Genomic DNA, 15,583 nt, shown 5'->3' with positions numbered 1-15,583 from the left:
CACGGGTTGCCAATCGCCGCAATCCCTTCCCATATTCGCGGCCGGGAAACAATCGACGGAGCTACGGCATGGAGGCGCAATGCGGAAGATCGTAGCCGTTCGGCGCGTGCTTTCCGATGCGCTCGGCCATTTCAACGACGATGACGGATGGTCGATGGCCAGCCATCTTGCGATCACCGCGCTGATGGCGTTGTTTCCGTTCCTGATCTTCGCCACGACGCTCGCCAGCTTTTTGGGTGCGAACGCGTTCGCAGACACGGCGGTTCACCTCGTCTTCGACACATGGCCAGACCAGATAGCGGCGCCGATCTCCCGCGAGGTCATCAACGTGCTGACGGTGCAGCGCAGCGATCTCCTTACCTACGGTGTGCTTCTCGCCGCCTTCTTCGCGTCCAACGGCATCGAGGCGCTGCGCACATCGCTCAACCGGGCCTACCGGGTCACCGAGACACGTTCCTTCATCTTCCGGCGCATTCAGAGTCTGGTCTTCGTGCTCATCGCTACCGCTGGGTTCCTCGCAATCAGCGTGCTCCTGGTGTTCGCGCCGCTGCTTGCCCGTCTGGCGGTCGCCAATTTCGACTGGATCGAGCCCTATATGGGCACCATCACGCTGTGGCGTTACGTCATCGCCTCCGCCGTCATCGTGCTCGGGCTGTTCGCCGTGCATTTTTGGCTGCCGGCCGGCAAGCGCAGCTTTACGGCGATAGTGCCCGGCATCATCTTCACTCTCATAGGCTGGCTGGCCGGCTCGACCATATTCGCAGCGTATCTCGACCGGTTTTCGTCCTACGTGACCACCTATGCGGGCCTCGCCTCAATCATGGTCGCCGTGGTCTTCCTCTATATCGTGTCGCTCGTTTTCATCCTGGGCGGCGAACTCAACGCCTCGATCAGCCGCTATCTGGAAGCTCGCGCCCGCGTCGGCGGTTAGGCTTATTCCGCCGGCGGTCCAGATTTGTTTGCCGGCTTCCGCGCAGTTGCGAGGCCGACGCCGAATGTCGCCAGCGCCATGCCGAAAATCTGCACGAGCGACAAATCCTCATCGAAGAGAACCCATGCGATCACCGCGGTGACCGCCGGCACGAGGTAGAACAGCGAAGAAACCTTCGACATCTCGCCTTCGCGGATCATCGCCATCAAAAGGAAGATCGCGCCGATCGACAGCACCAGCACCAGCCAGGCCATGGCGAAGACCAATTCGCCGGTAAAGGTGAAGGTCTGCGTCTCGAATGCAAGCGAGCACAGAACCATGATGGCGGCCGCGCCGGCATACTGCCAGAATGTGCCGGTGATCATGTCGCCGCCGGCGCCGAACCGTTTTTGCCATATGGTGCCGGCGCTCATGCCGGCGACGGCGACGAAGGAGGCGGCGAGCATCGGCCAGGTCACGCCGCCGCTCATCGCACCGAGCTTCGGCGAAAGCACGATCACCACGCCGGCGAAACCCGCCGCCAGTCCGGCCCAGTGGCGCGGCAGGATCTCTTCGCCGAGCAGCCTGCCGGCAAGCAGCGCGGTGATCAGCGGCTGCAGGCCGACGATCAGCGCCGACAGGCCGGCGGGCAGGCCCTGGCGGATCGCCCAGAATACGCCGCCGAGATAGACGCCGTGCATGAGCGCGCCAGCGGCAATCGCATGCAGCGCCTCGCGCGGCCCTGCTTTGCGCGAGCCGAGCAGCAGCAGCATCGCGCCCAAAATGACGAAGGCCAGCGCGAAGCGCGCCGCCAGGAAGGTGAACGGCTCCGCCCACGGCATGGCGTAGCGGGCGCCGATGAAGCCGGTGGCCCAGAGCACGACGAAAGTGGCCGGCACAAGCCGTTTGGGAATTGTCATGAAGAACCGGCCGAAAGAGGGAGCGAGCGGCGAAAGCTCTAATGCGAAATATTCCGGCAAGCAAAGCGAAACGATTGATGCATAGCTTCTAATATATTGAACCGGGGGGTTCGAGGGACGTCGCTGTCGGGGACTTTGAAAGGACCGGGCATGCTTTGGAATCTCGAGGCTTCATGGCTGATGATGGCCGTGGCGAGCGTAATCGTCATGGCGCTGTTCTTCGGATCGGCTCTACACGCCATCTTGCGCGAGGATGGCTTCGGCCCCATCGGCAACATGGTGCTGTTCACCGCAGGCTTCTTCATCGCAATCGTGGCTGCCGACTCCTGGGGCATCAATCTGCGCGACCTAACCCGCGCAGTGGCGACGGGACTCGGCGGCGCGTTCGTCGTCATTGCCGTGCTCGCGATTCTCAAAGGCGTTCTGGCCCGCTCTTGACGAGGGCCGGAGCAGTCGTTCCGCGTCAAATTCCAATCATCTTCCGGACGTCAGCGACGCTTGAGCCGCGCTCGCGCAGAGCCGCGATCCCGCTGTCGCCCAGGCTTTTCGAGAGCTTGCGGCCATCGGGTCCGAGGATGAGCCGGTGGTGGAAATAGCGTGGCGCGGGCAAACCAAGCAGTTCCTGGAGCAGCCGGTGGACGCCAGTGGCGGCATAGAGGTCGTGGCCGCGAACGATATGGGTCGCGCCTTGCAGCGCGTCGTCGATCACCACCGACAGATGGTAGCTGGTCGGGATTTCCTTGCGGGCGAGCACGACGTCTCCCCACTGCTCCGGGCATGCCTCGACCGGATCGGCGGCGGCAAGTTCCTCGGTGGAAAACTCGGTCCATGACAGCCGCCCGGCGAGACGCGATTTCGCCGCATCCATGTCCAGCCGCCACGCGAACGGAGCGCCGTCTGCCATCCTGCGTTTGCGCTCGCGTCTGGAAAGCGCCTTGTCGAAAGCCGGATAGAGCGGCACGCCGTCCGGATCGCGCGGCCACAGCCGGCCACGCGTTTCGGTATCAGCGATAAAGGCGCGGATTTCGCCGCGGCTCATGAAGGCGGGATAGACGAGTTCTTCGGCGATCAGCCGGTTGAGCGCGCTCTGATAGTCGCCGAAATGCTCCGACTGGCGGCGCACCGGCCGCTCCCACTCGATGCCGAGCCACGTCAGATCGCGATAGATGGCCGCTTCGAATTCAGGCGTGCAGCGCGCAAGGTCGATGTCTTCAATGCGCAGCAGCAGCCCGCCTCCCGTCTCCTCAGCCAGCTTGGCGTTGAGCAGCGCCGAATAGGCATGGCCGAGATGCAACTCGCCATTCGGGCTGGGCGCAAAGCGAAAGACAGGAGCGTTCATCAGTCTGCGTAAACCGGGTTGTGCGCAATTCCACCCGATTGCTAAATGGCCGCGCCGACAGGGACAAGGACGCAATGCGCCGTATTTCAACGCTCAGCGATGTTTCGGACGGGCTGGACGCGCTTTGCGCGGCCGACCCGCGCCTCGATCCGGTCCGCGCGGCCGCCGGCGAGGTGCCGCTGCGTCTTTCCGAACCGGGCTTCGTGAGCCTCGTTTCGATCATCGTTTCGCAGCAGGTCTCGCGCGCCAGCGCCGATGCGATCTTCGGGCGGCTGACGAAGCTGGTCGATCCGCTGACGCCGAAAGCGATCCTGGCGGCCGGCGAAGGCATGTTCCGCGAGACGGGCCTCTCCCGGCCCAAGCAGCGTACGCTGCTCGCCGTCTCGCAGGCGGTACGCGACGGCTTGGACCTTCACCACCTCTGCGGCCTGGACGCCGATGATGCGATCAAGCGGATGGTGGCGGTGCCGGGCATCGGCCCGTGGACGGCGGAAGTGTACTTGCTGTTTTCGGCCGGGCATCCGGACATCTTCCCGGCGCGCGACGTCGCGCTGCAAAGTGCGGTCGGCCATGCACTCGGCCTCCAGCCGCGTCCGGGCGAGAAGGCGCTGATTGCGCTGGCCGAATCATGGGCGCCCTGGCGAGGCGTCGCGGCACGGCTTTTCTGGGCCTATTATCGCGAAATGCGGGGCCGTGACGGTGCCCCACCCGTGCAAACTCATGAAAAAGCCGCTATTTTCTGACTTTTTGCAGTCCTATGTGACTGTGAAGCCGCTTCACATCCTTGTCATCTCCGGCTTACAGTATCGCTGCCGAACGGTTCGAAACCAAGGAGGTGAATTCAGGTGACGGTCGCCGTATCTCCGGATGGGCTTCCAGCGCTGGTGCTGAATGCGGATTACCGGCCGCTCAGCTATTACCCCCTGTCGCTCTGGGGCTGGCAGGATGCGATCAAGGCCGTCTTTCTCGACCGGGTCAACATCGTCGCCGAATACGACCGCTCGGTCTCCTCCGTGTCGTTCTCGATGAAGCTGCCCAGCGTCGTCAGCCTCAAGAACTACGTCAAGCCGTCTCGCCATCCGGCGTTCACCCGGTTCAACGTGTTCCTGCGCGACCGTTTCCAGTGCCAGTATTGCGGCACCTCCGAGGATCTGACTTTCGACCATGTCATTCCACGCCACAGCGGCGGGGCAACCACTTGGGAGAATGTTGTCGCGGCCTGTTCGCCCTGCAATCTGCGCAAGGGCGGGCTGATGCCGGCGCAAGCCAAGATGTGGCCGCTGCAGAAGCCATATCACCCGACCGTCCACGACCTGCACAACAACGGCAAGCGCTTCCCGCCCAACTACCTGCACGAAAGCTGGATGGATTATCTCTACTGGGATGTCGAACTGGAGCCCTGAGCTTCGGGTTGGGTGCTATCAGTTGGCCCGCAAGCGCATGCGGCACCGGACGCCGCTCTCGGGGAAGCTCAGTTCTACCTCACCGATCTGCGAGGCCAGTACTTTCGAGATCAGGCGCGTGCCGAAGCCGTCGTTCTGCGGGGCATCGACCGGCGGTCCGCCATGTTCGGACCAGTCGAGTTCGATATGTCCGCCGACCTGTCGCCAGCGAATTTCGACATGGCCGTTATCGGCCGACAGTGCGCCGAATTTTGCCGCGTTGGTGCACAGTTCATGCAATGCAAGCGCGACCGGGACGTTGAGCGAGGGCGGCAGATCGAGATTGTCGCCTTCGATAATGAACCGTTGGCGATGGTGATCAAGATAAGGTTCGATGATCTGCCCGATGAGCGCCGGCAGGCTGAAGGCCACCCAGTCCTGCTGCAGGAGAACGTCATTGGCCTTCGCCAGCGCCTGGATGCGATCGCGAAACTCGCGCACCGCCTCCGGCCTGGCGTTGTCGCCCCGGAAAGATTGGGCGGCGAGCGACTGCACCACGCTCAGCGAATTCTTCACCCGGTGGTTCAGTTCCCGCAACAACAGGGCCTGGCGCTCGTCGCTGCGCTTCCTTGCATCGATATCCATCAGAACGCCGATGGCGCGTTCGTAGGAGCCGTCCTCGGCGAGAGTCACTTCCGCCCGCAGTAGGATCCAGCGTGTGTCTCCGCCCGGCTGCCGGCACTGGAACTCGACTTCGATTTGCCTCTCGCCCTCTCTTATGGCCTTCTCGGCAGCCTCGCGCACCCGCTCCTGCTCGCCCGGCCCGTAGCAGGCGCGAAGCTGTTCCGCTGTCGGGTTTGCCGACGGCTCGAAGCCGTAGATGCGGTTCAATTCGGGTGAGCCGCGAAACGTGTCCGTGGCGAAATCATAGTCCCAGACGGCCATCCGGGCAGCATCGATCGCCAGACGCTGCCGCGTCTCGCTTCTGGCCAGGGCCGCCTCGTTTCTCTTGCGATCCGTTATGTCCTGGATGGTCCCGAGATAGCGGACGGCCGCCCGCTTGCCTTCCACCTCGGCGAACATTGCTTCGCCATAGGCTTCCACCCAACGGACCTCGCCGGTGTCGGGTAGCCTTATGCGGTATTCGTAAGACGCGGTCTTTTCCTGGATCGCCGGATCCAGCGCGCGGCGCGTCTGCTCGGCATTGCGCGCCAGATCGCCGGGATGCGTGGCGGACACTACCAAATCGTGCGTGATCGTCTGGTCGGGAGCGAAGCCGTAGATCTCGCGGGCGCGTGGAGAGTAGGTTATTTCGCCCGTCTCCAGGTCCCAATCCCAGATGCCGATATGAGCCGCCCGGATCGCCAGGCGAAGCCGCAACTCGCTTTCGCGGCGCTGGCGATCCCTCATTCTTGCCATTCCAAAATTCCCCCAGCGGTCTCGGGCCGGCGCACCAGCTTCAGGTGCGGGCCCTCCTTGGGATATAGGGCGGCATTGCGGAAAACGTAAAGGAAAGAGCCGCCTGTCGCGCTAAGCCTTGCGGGCGTTGCGGTCCCGAATGTCCGTCTTGAGCGCGAGATAGGAAGCCTCGAACGAGGTCATGACCACCGACAGATCGTTGGCTGCTACGGTAACGGAAAAGCCTTGACCGGCGCGCCTCGAAGCGTCCTCCGCGCTCATGGTGAAGACGCCGCACGGTTTGCCGGCTGCGACGCAGGCTTTAAGAACCGTGCTCAACGCTTCTTCCAGAGGCGCGCCGTCGCTGCCCAGCGACAAAGCAAGGTCGCCACTGCCGATAAATACGAAGTCGACATTGGCCGCAGCGGCAATTTCCTCGGCATTTGCGACGCCTCTCGCGGTCTCGATCATGACGCCGACCGTGATCGCCTCGTCTGCCGCGCGGCGGTACGCGCCGAAATCAACCAGCGGGCGCACCCCGCCGCCGGAGCGGCTTCCCTTGGGCGGGAAATGGCAGGCTGCCGCCACCTTTGCGGCCTGAGCGGCGGTTTCGACCATCGGCACGAGCACGCCCTCCGCCCCGGCGTCGAGCGCGCGCGAGACCGCGGCAGGGCTGTCGTCCTCGATCCGCACAAGACAGGGGATGGATGGCGGCACGCAGCCGATAGCGACCTCGAGGTCGCGGCGGTCGAATAGCCCGTGCTGCATGTCCAGCACCACGGCGTCGCCACCTCGCGAGATCGCCAGCTCGACCAGAGCGGGGCTGCCGAGAGCGAACCAGAACAGGCCCATCTTGCCGCCTTCGCTGAGTCGCCGTTTCAGCAGGGGAGCCTCGGTGTTGAACATGAACGCGTCCGATCGAATGTGAGCGATATTGCGAGTGGCCCTTGAGGCTTACGCCCGCAGGCCGGCCTCGCGCAGGAGCGGAAGAACGCCGGTGCAGAAATAGGGAAGCTCGTCGGTGTAGTTGACGAAACTGAGCGCCATGCCCTCCCAGCCTTCGGCCGAGATGCGGCCGATCATCTCGGCGATGCGCTCGGGCGTTCCGATCAGCGGATAGGTTCCAGCGCCGCCGGCAAAGCGCTGCCGGTACTGGTTATAGGCGTGTAGGTCGTGAGAGGCTGAAAACTGCTTCTTGCCGGCCATGTGGTTGTCGACAGCGGCCTCGTCGGCTTCGCGCAGCGCATAGCGATCGTAGTAATCCTCGGCTTCCGCTTGGGTCGGGCGGCAGACGACATGCGCCACCGTATAAGCGCCCACATTGCGGCCGGCTGCCGCTGCCCGCGTGCGGATGTCGTCAAGATGTCTGCGGCCGTCCTCGATGTCGGAAAAGGTCGAGAACAGGAAATCGCAATGCGCCGCGGCAAAGTCGCGGCCCGGTGCGCCAAAAGCCGCATTCATGGTAACCGGACGCGGCTTTTGTACGCTCGACGGTTTGCTCACCACGCCCTTCAGCCGGTAATAGGCGCCGTCGAAATTGAACGGCTCGTCTGAGGCGTAGGCGCGGCTGACGATTTCGATCCACTCAGCCGCCCGGTCGTAGCCCTTCTCGTCGGGCGTCGCCCCGAACATCGCGAATTCGGCGGGATTCCAGCCGCAGACGATATTCAGCCCGGCACGGCCATTGCCGATATGGTCGACGGTCGCCAGTGCCTTGGCCGCATAGACGGGATGGACGAGCGGAACATGAACCGTCGAGAAGATGGTGATCCGTCTTGTCAACGCCGCTAGGCCGGCGGCCCAGGTAAATGTCTCGAACGACCATTCGCGCGAGCGCGTCTCGCCGCCGAAGCCCGCCCAACGGGCAATCGGCAGGAAAAAGTCGAGACCTGCCTCGTCGGCGACGCGGGCCGCCTCGACATTGCCCGCCCATGTCGCCGTCCAGCGTTCCGGAACCTTGGTGATCGCCAGCCCGCCATCGGCATTTGTCGAGAACACGCCGAGCTTGATGCGGTTTTCGTTGGCGGCGGTCAGGGTCATGGCCGGCCCTGCGCGACCGCTGGCGCGTTCTCACTTCCAAGGCCGCGAAAATAGATCGCCTCGGCCGCCTCGATGAATGCAGCCAGGCGAGCCTTCACCGTGTCGCCGTCGCGGCCGGCAAATCCCTTCATCAACTGATCGATACCGTCCAGAACCACCGCCCGGCTGTCCACTTCCTTGAGCGTTGCGATGCGAACCGCCTGGGCATGGTCGGAGAAACTCTCGATCAGCGAGCGCAGCCGCGTATTGGGCACCGCTTCGATCCAGACGCTGCGAAATTCCATATTCGCCAGCATCAGCGCCTTGGCGTCGCCGCTCCGGCCAGCGTCCATCGCCATCTGCCTGGCGGCGGCGAGTCGCGCAATATTGGCGTCGGCCATGCTCCGGGCCGCCTGCGCGGCGGCATCGGGCTCGACCAGCCGGCGGATCTCGAAAATGTCGCGAATATCCTGCGGCGTCAGCACCGGGATGACGAAGCCGCGACTCGTCTGCTTGAGGAAGCCTTGCGACATCAGCGCGAGCAGCGCTTCGCGCGCCGGCATGCGCGAGGTGCCGTACTCCTTCGCGATCTCGGTATCGACCAGCCGGTCGTCCGTGGTGAATTCCGAACCCTGCAAGCGAAGACGCAAGCTCTCGTAGATCTGCGTGCGCATGCTTTCGGGCTGGGCGATCTTCCTCACTGCACTCGACACGGCGCCTCCTGGTCGGGCGACTATGGCCAAGGCGAAAATTAATTTCAAGCTTGAAATGGATACAGTATCCACGTAGCGTTCGAGAGTTGGGCGACCGCAGCGGAGCTATGATGCTGGCACGAAAAGGAACGACTGGCCAAAGGCTCGCTTATTCCGGAATTCGCCCGCAGATCATGGATCTGCAGGTCGAAAACATCGCCCAGATGGCGGTGCGCGCCCAGTCGATCCCGGATGTCATCACGCTGTGGTACGGCGAGGGCGACGTCGAGACGCCGGAGTTCATCCGCGCCGCCGCCAAGGCTTCGCTCGACCATGGCGACACCTTCTATGTCCCCGACATGCGGGGCCTGCCGGCTCTGACCAAAGTGCTGTCGGAATACCAGTCGCGGCTGCACGGCCGCGACATACCGGTAGTGCGCTCGACGATCACGCCGGGCGGCATGCAGTCCGTGTTCATGGCGCTGCAACTCGTCGCCGAGATGGGCTCGAACGTCGTCTATATCGAGCCGCAATGGCCCAATATCCGCAACGCCATCCACGTCATCGGGGCCGAGCCGCGCCCGGTCTTCCTGAGGCAAATCCACGGAAGCTGGAGTCTCGACCTGGAGGACATCTACCGGGCCTGCGACGCGCGCACCCGCGCCATCATGTTCTCGACGCCATCCAACCCGCTGGGCTGGACGGCCTCGCGAGAAGAATTGCAGGCGCTGCTCGAATTCAGCCGCGAGACCGGCATCTGGATCATCAGCGACGAGCTCTACAACCGTCTCTATTTCCACGGCGAGGCTGCGCCTTCCGTCCTTCAGGTCGCCGATGACGAAGACCGGGTGATGAGCGTCAACGGCTTCTCCAAGGCATGGGCGATGACCGGCTGGCGCATCGGCTGGCTCACCCATCCGGCATCCGTCGCGAAGCCGCTTTCGGCGGTAACCCAGTATATGAACAGCGGCACCGCGGCCTTCGTGCAGGCGGGAGCGAAAGTGGCGCTGGAGGAGGGCGAGGCGTTCGCCGCCTCGACGCGCGACCGCTGCCGCGAGGGCGTCGACATCGCCTACCGCATCCTTGGGGCGGCGAACCGCATCGTCCTGCCGACGAAGCCGGCGGGCGGGATGTATGTTTTCTTCAGCCTCGAAGGCGAACGGAACTCGACCGAGATCTGCCAGCGCTTCCTGGAGGAGGCGCGCGTCGGGCTCGCGCCCGGCTGGCTGTTCGGCGAAGCGTCGAAGGCGCATATGCGCATGTGCGTCTGTCGCGACCCTGCCGAGATCGAGGAAGCCTGCAAGCGCATCGTGGCGTTGTTGGCCGCATGAAAGTGCACTGTTGAGATTCACGAAGGAAATGGGCCTTCGCGAAAAAACCGGGAGAACAAGAATGACAAAGGGGTTCATCAAGTCCATCGCCGCGGCGGCCGTTCTTGCCGCCGGCCTGGTCCACGGCGCAGTCGCCGAGACGCTGAATGTCGGCGCCTATCCGGCCAACCCGCCATGGGAGTTCAAGAATACCGACGGCAGCTTCGAGGGTTTCGAGGTCGATCTCGTCAACGAGATCGCCAAGCGCATCGGCTACGACGTCGCCATCCAGGATCTCGGCTTCCAGGCGCTGTTTGCCGCGACGAGCTCGAAGCGGATCGACCTCGCCATCTCGACCATCTCGATCACCAATGAGAGGCTGCAGAACCAGTCGTTCACGCAGGGCTACTATGACAGCGATCTGGCGCTGGTGTCGGCGAAGGAAGCCGGCATAACCAGCCTCGCCGATATGAAGGGCAAGCCGGTCGGCGCCATCTCCAATTCGACCGGCGAGGCCTGGATCAAGGAAAACACCGACAAATACGGGTTCGGTGAATACAAGGGCTACAACACCCAGCAGGATCTTATCCTCGACACGCAGCTCGGCCGCGTGACCGGCGCGGTCGGCGACATTGCAGGCTTCCAGTTCGCCTTTCTGAAAATGCCCAAGATGGAGGTGGACGAGCGCATCAAGACCGGCGACCAGTTCGCCATCATGATGACCAAGGACCATCCGTTGCTGGAAAAGGTCAACGCCGCCATCACCGACATCAAGAATGACGGGACCATGGCCAAGCTGCACAGCAAGTGGCTAGGCGTCGACGCTGCGGAGGGCACGGCGACGGTCACGGTACTCGACATTCCAAAGGCGCAGTAAGCGGGGCGGGGGCCGCGGGAGGGGCTTTCGAGCTCCTCCCGATTGTTTTGCAAAACAAGGATTTAGCTCTCAATCCATTTCATTGGATGGGAGCAGGCTTGCGCGACCACGTCTTGTAGAGCGCGCTGCCATCCGTCAGGCTCGACACGGCATTCTTTGCGGCCCGAGGCGGCGCGCGACCTCAACGGATCCAGGCTCATGACGGAACTGCTGGCGACCTTCTTCAACACCGAAGTGATGGCCGCGACCTTTCCCATGCTCATCCGCGGGCTGGGTAACACGATCCTCCTGACCATTACCGCCGTCGTTTTCGGAGGGCTGGCAGGCGTCGCCATCTGCATCGCCAGGCTCTACGGCGCAAAGCCGCTGCGCTGGCTCGCCATTGGTTTCATTGACATTTTTCGCGCGCTGCCGATCCTGGTGGTGCTGATCGTGATCTATTATGCACTGCCCTTCGTCGGCGTCCGGCTGAGCTCCTTCGTCTCCGCCAGCCTGGCGCTGTCGATCGTGCTTGCGGCCTACACGGCCGAGGTGTTCCGCGCCGGCGTCGAGGCTATTCCCAAAGGGCAGTTCGAGGCGGCGAGCGCGCTCGGCCTGCCGTTTCCGGTGGCGCTGTGGAAGATCGTCATTCCGCAGGCGGTGCGGATCGCGACGCCAGCCCAGACCAGCAATTGCGTGGCCATCGCCAAGGATACGTCGTTGGCTTCGGTGGTCGCCATGCCCGACCTCTTGAAGCAGGCGACCGACGCCCAGGCGCTGATGGCCAACCCTTCGCCGCTGATCAGCGCCGCGCTTATCTATCTGGTTTTGTTATGGCCTTTGGTCCGCCTGGTATCGCATCTCGAAAGCCGCGCGCAGGCCAGGAGCCGGTGAGGCTTAACAGGGTGTGGACCAAAATCGAGCCGCGACGCTTCCGCATCACGCGTTCGCGCATCGTTAGCGGCGCGTCGGCGGTCCGCTAGCGGTCCAGCTAGGTCGCCTCTGCGAGCGGCTTGGCCCGAAGCCAGTCCGGGTCGATTTCAGGCAGCGGGATCGCCGCGATCAATTCGCGCGTGTAGGCCTCCTTCGGATGGTCGAACAGGGCGTCCGTCGCACCCGCCTCGACGATTTCGCCCTGCCGCATGACGATCACCTGACGGCACAGGCGGCGGATGACGGAGAGGTCATGGCTGATGAAGGCGATCGTCAGGCCCATCTCGCCGGCGAGGCGTTCGAGCAGGGTCAGCACCTGCGCCTGGGTAGAGACGTCGAGACCGGAGACGATCTCGTCGGCGAGCACGAATTTGGGCGACAGCGCGAGAGCGCGGGCAATGCCGACGCGCTGACGCTGACCGCCTGACAGTTCGTGCCGGTAGCGCACCGCGAAGTTTTCAGGAAGGCCGACGCGTCGCAGCGCCTCGGCGACGCGTTCCGGCAGATTGTCGCCGAGGCCATTCTGCTTCAAGGGCGCGGCAATGATAGCCCCGATGGTCCGGCGCGGATTGAGCGACGACATCGGATCCTGGAAGATCATCTGCAGGTCGCGACGCAGCGGCTTCAGCTCTGCATCGGAGAGATGGGTGATGTCGCGGTCGTCGAAGGTCACGCTGCCTACGGTCGGCTCGATCAGCCGCACCAGGGCGCGGCCGAGCGTCGACTTGCCGGAGCCGGATTCGCCGACGATGCCGATGATCGAGTTCTTCGCGATGTCAAAGTCGAGGCCCTTCAGAATCTCGACCATCGGGGCACGGCCGAAGAGCGGCTTCCTCGTCATGTCGGGCAGGGCGACCTTCAGCCCACGCACGGTGATCAGCGCGTCAGCCACGGACAGGCCTCCAACTCCGGTCGGCTTCGGCTATCTCTCCCGCCAATCCAGCCAGCACGGCGGCGTCGACAGGCAACAGCGAGGCGTAGGGGTCGGTGTAGCGCGGCGTCGCGGCCATAAGCGCTCTAGTATAGGCGTGGCGCGGCGACTGGAACAGCGCGGCCGTCTCAGCCTCCTCGACCACCATGCCGGCGTAGAGCACCGAAACCTTCTGGCTGATCTTGGCCACCACGCCGAGATCGTGAGTCACGAACAGAATGGCGGTGCCATGCTCGCGCTGCAGATCGGCGATCAGGCGCAGGATCTGCTTCTGCACGGTCACGTCCAGCGCCGTGGTCGGCTCGTCGGCGACGATCAGCCTCGGTTCGGCTGCGAATGCTGCGGCGATCAGAACGCGCTGGCGCATGCCGCCGGAGAGTTCATGCGGATAGCAGCCGATGACCCGGCCGGGGTCGCGGATCTGCACCTCGTCGAGCAGGCTGCGGATGCGGGCCTCGGCCTTCGATGCGCTCCAGCCGAGGATGCGGATCAGCCGATCGGTGACCTGCGGGCCGATGCGCCGCGACGGGTTGAGCGCGGTCAGCGGATCCTGCGGGATCAGCGCCGTGCGCGCGCCGATTAGAGCGCGGCGCGCCTTGGCCGACAATGAACCGAGCGGCGTTCCCTCGATCAGCATATCGCCTTCGACGATGCGAACGCTTGTCGGAAGGACGCCGAGCACGGCTTTGCCGATCATGCTCTTTCCCGCGCCGCTCTCACCGACAAGCGCGTGGACCTCGCCGGGCGCGATCTTAAGGCTCACGGAGCGCAGCACACGCACACCATTTGCCAGGGTGGCGCTGAGGTTTGAGATTTCGAGGCAGGCTACGACGCTCATTTCAGCACCGGGTCGTAGCGGTCCTTCAGTCCGTCGCCGAACTGGCTGAAGGAGAGGACGGTCAGGAACAGGGTAACCAGCGGGAAAACCAGCACCCACCAGGCCTGGTGGATCGAAAGCCGGCCCTCGGCGATGATGCCGCCCCAGGTCGGGGCGTCGGTGGAAATCGACAGGTTCACGAAGGATAGAATCGCCTCGACGATGACGGCGATGCCCATTTCGAGCGACAGCAGCGCGACGATCGAGGGCAGCACATTGGGCAGCACCTCGCGCAGCATGATGCCTAAGCGACCGAAGCCGGCGATGCGGGCATTCTCGACATAGTCCATGCGCGACTGCACCATGGCCTCGGCGCGGACCACGCGGCAGAAGCGCGTCCAGTCGATGACGGCGATGGCTATGATCACCGAATGCAGGCCGGTTCCCAGCACGGCCACGAGCAGGATGGCGAACAGGACGGGCGGGAAGGCCATCCAGACATCGACGACGCGGGAGATGACGCGGTCGGCCCAGCCGCCGAAATAGCCGGCTACCAGCCCGAGCGCCGAGCCGGCGAGGCAGGCTGCGAACGCTGCCGCAAAGGCGACGACAAGCGCGATGCGCGCGCCGAAGATCAGGCGGGAAAGCAGGTCGCGACCGAGACTGTCTGTGCCCAGCCAGAAGCCCGGCTCCGATCCTTGTATCCAGAAAGGCGGCAGCCGCTCGAACAGCAGATCCTGCGCCAGCGGGTCCTGCGGGGCGATCAGCGGCGCCAGAATGGCGGCGGCGGCGAGCAGCGAAAGCCAGCCGCCGGCGAGCCACAGCCGGGCATTGGGTGCGCGCGAACGGAACCGTACATCATCCATGGCGCAGCCTCGGATTGAGCAGCGCATAGGTCATGTCGACGGCGAGATTGATCAGTACGAAGAGCAGCGCGAAGATGAGCACGATGCCCTGGATCAGCGGCAGGTCGCGGTTAATGACCGCGTCAATGGCCATATTGCCCAGCCCCTCATAGGAAAACAGCCGCTCGACGATGACGGTGCCTCCGATCAGGAAGGTGAACTGCACGCCGACCAGGGTCAGCGTGGGCAGAGCGGCGTTCTTCAGCGCATCGCGCAGGATCACCTGTGTTTCGGAAAAGCCCTTCACCCGGGCCAGCACCGCATAATCGAGGTCGAGGATCTCCTTCAGCGACTGCTTGAGAAGCTGTGAGATGATCGCCGCCAAGGGCAAGGCCAGCGCCAGCGCCGGCATGAACATGTGGCTGAGCAGGTCTTTCATCAGGTCGAAGCGCAGCCGGAAAATGCTTTCGAACAGATAGAATTGCGTCGCGAAGGGCAGTTCGAGTCGCGGCGAGACGCGCCCCGATATCTCGAAGACCGGCACCAGCACGCCGAAGAGCAGGATCAGCACGAGGCCCCAAAGGAAATCGGGAATGGAAAGAGCGGCGCCGTTGGCGACGTCGATGCCGGCCTCGACCGCCGTGCCGCGTTCGCGCGCGCCGAGCACCGCCAGCGGAACACCGATCGCGAGCGCGATCAGCAGAGCGAATATCGCCAGTTCCAGCGTGGCCGGGAGCCGGTTCAGCACCAGCGAAAGAACGTCCTGGCGCAGCGAGATGGATGTTCCGAAATCGCCCTGCGCCACGCCGCCGAGCCAGATGAAGAACTGCTCCACCAGCGTCTTGTCGAGGCCGTAAAGCGTGCGCAGGCGCAGAATGTCATCATCGCCGGCGCCCGGCGGCAGCATCATGGCGATCGGGTCGCCGGGCGCGACGCGGATGACCACGAAGACGACCACTGCCACGCCGAACAAGGTGATCAGCATGGTGAGAAGGCGGGCGAGGAAGCGTTGGAGGATCATGCTTGGTTCATGGTTGCCGGGTGCGTCCTTCGAGGCTCGCCCATGAGGGTTTTCTCCATGATTTCGACCGCTGTGCGGGCTCGCACCTCAGGATGAGGACCGGAGAGCCTGCAACCCCAGATCGCCAAAGTTGCATGGGCCCCATTGCGTTGGCCGACATTTCCATCAGCGAGGACATCCCTTTTGCGCGGTAGTGAAAACGCTGAAGGC

17 protein-coding genes are annotated in these 15,583 nt (G+C 63.9%); 7 read left to right on the top strand and 10 right to left on the bottom strand.

Annotated elements, in window-relative coordinates; genetic code table 11:
* The first annotated feature begins 79 nt into the window (after positions 1-79).
* Positions 80-931, top strand: coding sequence for a YihY/virulence factor BrkB family protein (locus tag ABVK50_RS22055; RefSeq protein ID WP_353644546.1), 852 nt, complete (start codon positions 80-82; stop codon positions 929-931).
* Between the two features lie 2 nt (positions 932-933).
* Here ABVK50_RS22055 and ABVK50_RS22050 read toward each other — a convergent pair whose 3' ends face one another.
* Complete coding sequence (locus ABVK50_RS22050) at positions 934-1,830, bottom strand: DMT family transporter (protein ID WP_353644547.1); 897 nt, start codon at positions 1,828-1,830, stop codon at positions 934-936.
* A 150-nt stretch (positions 1,831-1,980) separates the two neighbouring features.
* Between ABVK50_RS22050 and ABVK50_RS22045 the strand changes: the two genes are divergently transcribed.
* The gene (locus tag ABVK50_RS22045) at positions 1,981-2,268 is read left to right on the top strand and encodes a hypothetical protein (protein ID WP_353644548.1); all 288 of its coding nucleotides are present in this window, start codon (positions 1,981-1,983) and stop codon (positions 2,266-2,268) included.
* Between the two features lie 25 nt (positions 2,269-2,293).
* Here the strand turns inward: ABVK50_RS22045 and gluQRS are convergent, their stop codons facing one another.
* On the bottom strand, positions 2,294-3,169 hold the full coding sequence (gene gluQRS / locus ABVK50_RS22040) for a tRNA glutamyl-Q(34) synthetase GluQRS (RefSeq protein WP_353644549.1): 876 nt from the start codon (positions 3,167-3,169) through the stop codon (positions 2,294-2,296).
* Between the two features lie 74 nt (positions 3,170-3,243).
* On the opposite strand from gluQRS, the gene ABVK50_RS22035 reads away from it, so the two are divergent.
* Positions 3,244-3,912 carry a DNA-3-methyladenine glycosylase gene (locus ABVK50_RS22035; protein WP_353644550.1) on the top strand — a complete coding sequence of 223 codons (669 nt, stop codon included), beginning with the start codon at positions 3,244-3,246 and terminating at the stop codon, positions 3,910-3,912.
* A 102-nt stretch (positions 3,913-4,014) separates the two neighbouring features.
* Positions 4,015-4,572: an HNH endonuclease gene (locus ABVK50_RS22030; RefSeq protein ID WP_165027444.1), complete on the top strand. Its 558-nt coding sequence runs from the start codon at positions 4,015-4,017 to the stop codon at positions 4,570-4,572.
* 18 nt (positions 4,573-4,590) lie between these two features.
* On the opposite strand, the gene ABVK50_RS22025 is transcribed toward ABVK50_RS22030, so the two are convergent.
* The 4 genes from ABVK50_RS22025 to ABVK50_RS22010 form a co-directional block, all read right to left on the bottom strand.
* Complete coding sequence (locus ABVK50_RS22025) at positions 4,591-5,970, bottom strand: HWE histidine kinase domain-containing protein (RefSeq protein ID WP_353644551.1); 1,380 nt, start codon at positions 5,968-5,970, stop codon at positions 4,591-4,593.
* 111 nt (positions 5,971-6,081) lie between these two features.
* Entirely contained in the window at positions 6,082-6,855 is a 774-nt protein-coding gene (locus tag ABVK50_RS22020; protein WP_353644552.1) for an aldolase/citrate lyase family protein, read from the bottom strand.
* Positions 6,856-6,903: 48 nt separating this feature from the next.
* A complete protein-coding gene (locus tag ABVK50_RS22015) occupies positions 6,904-7,989 on the bottom strand; it encodes an LLM class flavin-dependent oxidoreductase (RefSeq protein WP_353644553.1) in 1,086 nt (361 codons plus the stop codon).
* Positions 7,986-8,681, bottom strand: a complete 696-nt coding sequence (locus tag ABVK50_RS22010; protein WP_353644554.1) for a GntR family transcriptional regulator — start codon at positions 8,679-8,681, stop codon at positions 7,986-7,988. The genes ABVK50_RS22015 and ABVK50_RS22010 overlap by 4 nt, the downstream gene beginning before the upstream one ends.
* Before the next feature lie 110 nt (positions 8,682-8,791).
* On the opposite strand from ABVK50_RS22010, the gene ABVK50_RS22005 reads away from it, so the two are divergent.
* The 3 genes from ABVK50_RS22005 to ABVK50_RS21995 all read left to right on the top strand — a co-directional run bounded on the left by ABVK50_RS22005 (position 8,792) and on the right by ABVK50_RS21995 (position 11,720).
* The gene (locus tag ABVK50_RS22005; RefSeq protein ID WP_353644555.1) at positions 8,792-9,991 is read left to right on the top strand and encodes a pyridoxal phosphate-dependent aminotransferase; all 1,200 of its coding nucleotides are present in this window, start codon (positions 8,792-8,794) and stop codon (positions 9,989-9,991) included.
* 61 nt (positions 9,992-10,052) lie between these two features.
* Complete coding sequence (locus tag ABVK50_RS22000; protein ID WP_353644556.1) at positions 10,053-10,847, top strand: ABC transporter substrate-binding protein; 795 nt, start codon at positions 10,053-10,055, stop codon at positions 10,845-10,847.
* A gap of 198 nt (positions 10,848-11,045) precedes the next feature.
* Positions 11,046-11,720, top strand: a complete 675-nt coding sequence (locus tag ABVK50_RS21995) for an amino acid ABC transporter permease (protein ID WP_353644557.1) — start codon at positions 11,046-11,048, stop codon at positions 11,718-11,720.
* Between the two features lie 97 nt (positions 11,721-11,817).
* On the opposite strand, the gene ABVK50_RS21990 is transcribed toward ABVK50_RS21995, so the two are convergent.
* From ABVK50_RS21990 to ABVK50_RS21975, 4 genes are read right to left on the bottom strand one after another with little or no spacing between them, the layout of a single operon-like run.
* Complete coding sequence (locus ABVK50_RS21990; protein ID WP_353644558.1) at positions 11,818-12,651, bottom strand: ATP-binding cassette domain-containing protein; 834 nt, start codon at positions 12,649-12,651, stop codon at positions 11,818-11,820.
* A complete protein-coding gene (locus tag ABVK50_RS21985; protein WP_353644559.1) occupies positions 12,644-13,528 on the bottom strand; it encodes an ABC transporter ATP-binding protein in 885 nt (294 codons plus the stop codon). The genes ABVK50_RS21990 and ABVK50_RS21985 overlap by 8 nt, the downstream gene beginning before the upstream one ends.
* Positions 13,525-14,373 carry an ABC transporter permease gene (locus ABVK50_RS21980; protein ID WP_353644560.1) on the bottom strand — a complete coding sequence of 283 codons (849 nt, stop codon included), beginning with the start codon at positions 14,371-14,373 and terminating at the stop codon, positions 13,525-13,527. The genes ABVK50_RS21985 and ABVK50_RS21980 overlap by 4 nt, the downstream gene beginning before the upstream one ends.
* Entirely contained in the window at positions 14,366-15,373 is a 1,008-nt protein-coding gene (locus tag ABVK50_RS21975) for an ABC transporter permease (RefSeq protein ID WP_353644561.1), read from the bottom strand. The genes ABVK50_RS21980 and ABVK50_RS21975 overlap by 8 nt, the downstream gene beginning before the upstream one ends.
* Positions 15,374-15,583: the final 210 nt, after the last annotated feature.

This window comes from Mesorhizobium sp. WSM2240 (assembly GCF_040438645.1).
GTDB lineage: Bacteria > Pseudomonadota > Alphaproteobacteria > Rhizobiales > Rhizobiaceae > Allomesorhizobium.
The sequence above is the reverse complement of the archived record's forward strand: the minus strand, read 5'-3'. Positions and strand labels throughout refer to the sequence as shown.

What these genes read in the sequence shown, in the direction of transcription:
- ABVK50_RS22055 (WP_353644546.1), top strand. Translation starts at nt 80, where the DNA reads ATGCGGAAGATCGTAGCCGTTCGGCGCGTGCTTTCCGATGCGCTCGGC.
- ABVK50_RS22050 (WP_353644547.1), bottom strand. Translation starts at nt 1,830, where the DNA reads ATGACAATTCCCAAACGGCTTGTGCCGGCCACTTTCGTCGTGCTCTGG.
- ABVK50_RS22045 (WP_353644548.1), top strand. Translation starts at nt 1,981, where the DNA reads ATGCTTTGGAATCTCGAGGCTTCATGGCTGATGATGGCCGTGGCGAGC.
- gluQRS (WP_353644549.1), bottom strand. Translation starts at nt 3,169, where the DNA reads ATGAACGCTCCTGTCTTTCGCTTTGCGCCCAGCCCGAATGGCGAGTTG.
- ABVK50_RS22035 (WP_353644550.1), top strand. Translation starts at nt 3,244, where the DNA reads ATGCGCCGTATTTCAACGCTCAGCGATGTTTCGGACGGGCTGGACGCG.
- ABVK50_RS22025 (WP_353644551.1), bottom strand. Translation starts at nt 5,970, where the DNA reads ATGGCAAGAATGAGGGATCGCCAGCGCCGCGAAAGCGAGTTGCGGCTT.
- ABVK50_RS22020 (WP_353644552.1), bottom strand. Translation starts at nt 6,855, where the DNA reads ATGTTCAACACCGAGGCTCCCCTGCTGAAACGGCGACTCAGCGAAGGC.
- ABVK50_RS22015 (WP_353644553.1), bottom strand. Translation starts at nt 7,989, where the DNA reads ATGACCCTGACCGCCGCCAACGAAAACCGCATCAAGCTCGGCGTGTTC.
- ABVK50_RS22005 (WP_353644555.1), top strand. Translation starts at nt 8,792, where the DNA reads ATGCTGGCACGAAAAGGAACGACTGGCCAAAGGCTCGCTTATTCCGGA.
- ABVK50_RS22000 (WP_353644556.1), top strand. Translation starts at nt 10,053, where the DNA reads ATGACAAAGGGGTTCATCAAGTCCATCGCCGCGGCGGCCGTTCTTGCC.
- ABVK50_RS21995 (WP_353644557.1), top strand. Translation starts at nt 11,046, where the DNA reads ATGACGGAACTGCTGGCGACCTTCTTCAACACCGAAGTGATGGCCGCG.
- ABVK50_RS21985 (WP_353644559.1), bottom strand. Translation starts at nt 13,528, where the DNA reads ATGAGCGTCGTAGCCTGCCTCGAAATCTCAAACCTCAGCGCCACCCTG.
- ABVK50_RS21980 (WP_353644560.1), bottom strand. Translation starts at nt 14,373, where the DNA reads ATGGATGATGTACGGTTCCGTTCGCGCGCACCCAATGCCCGGCTGTGG.
- ABVK50_RS21975 (WP_353644561.1), bottom strand. Translation starts at nt 15,373, where the DNA reads ATGATCCTCCAACGCTTCCTCGCCCGCCTTCTCACCATGCTGATCACC.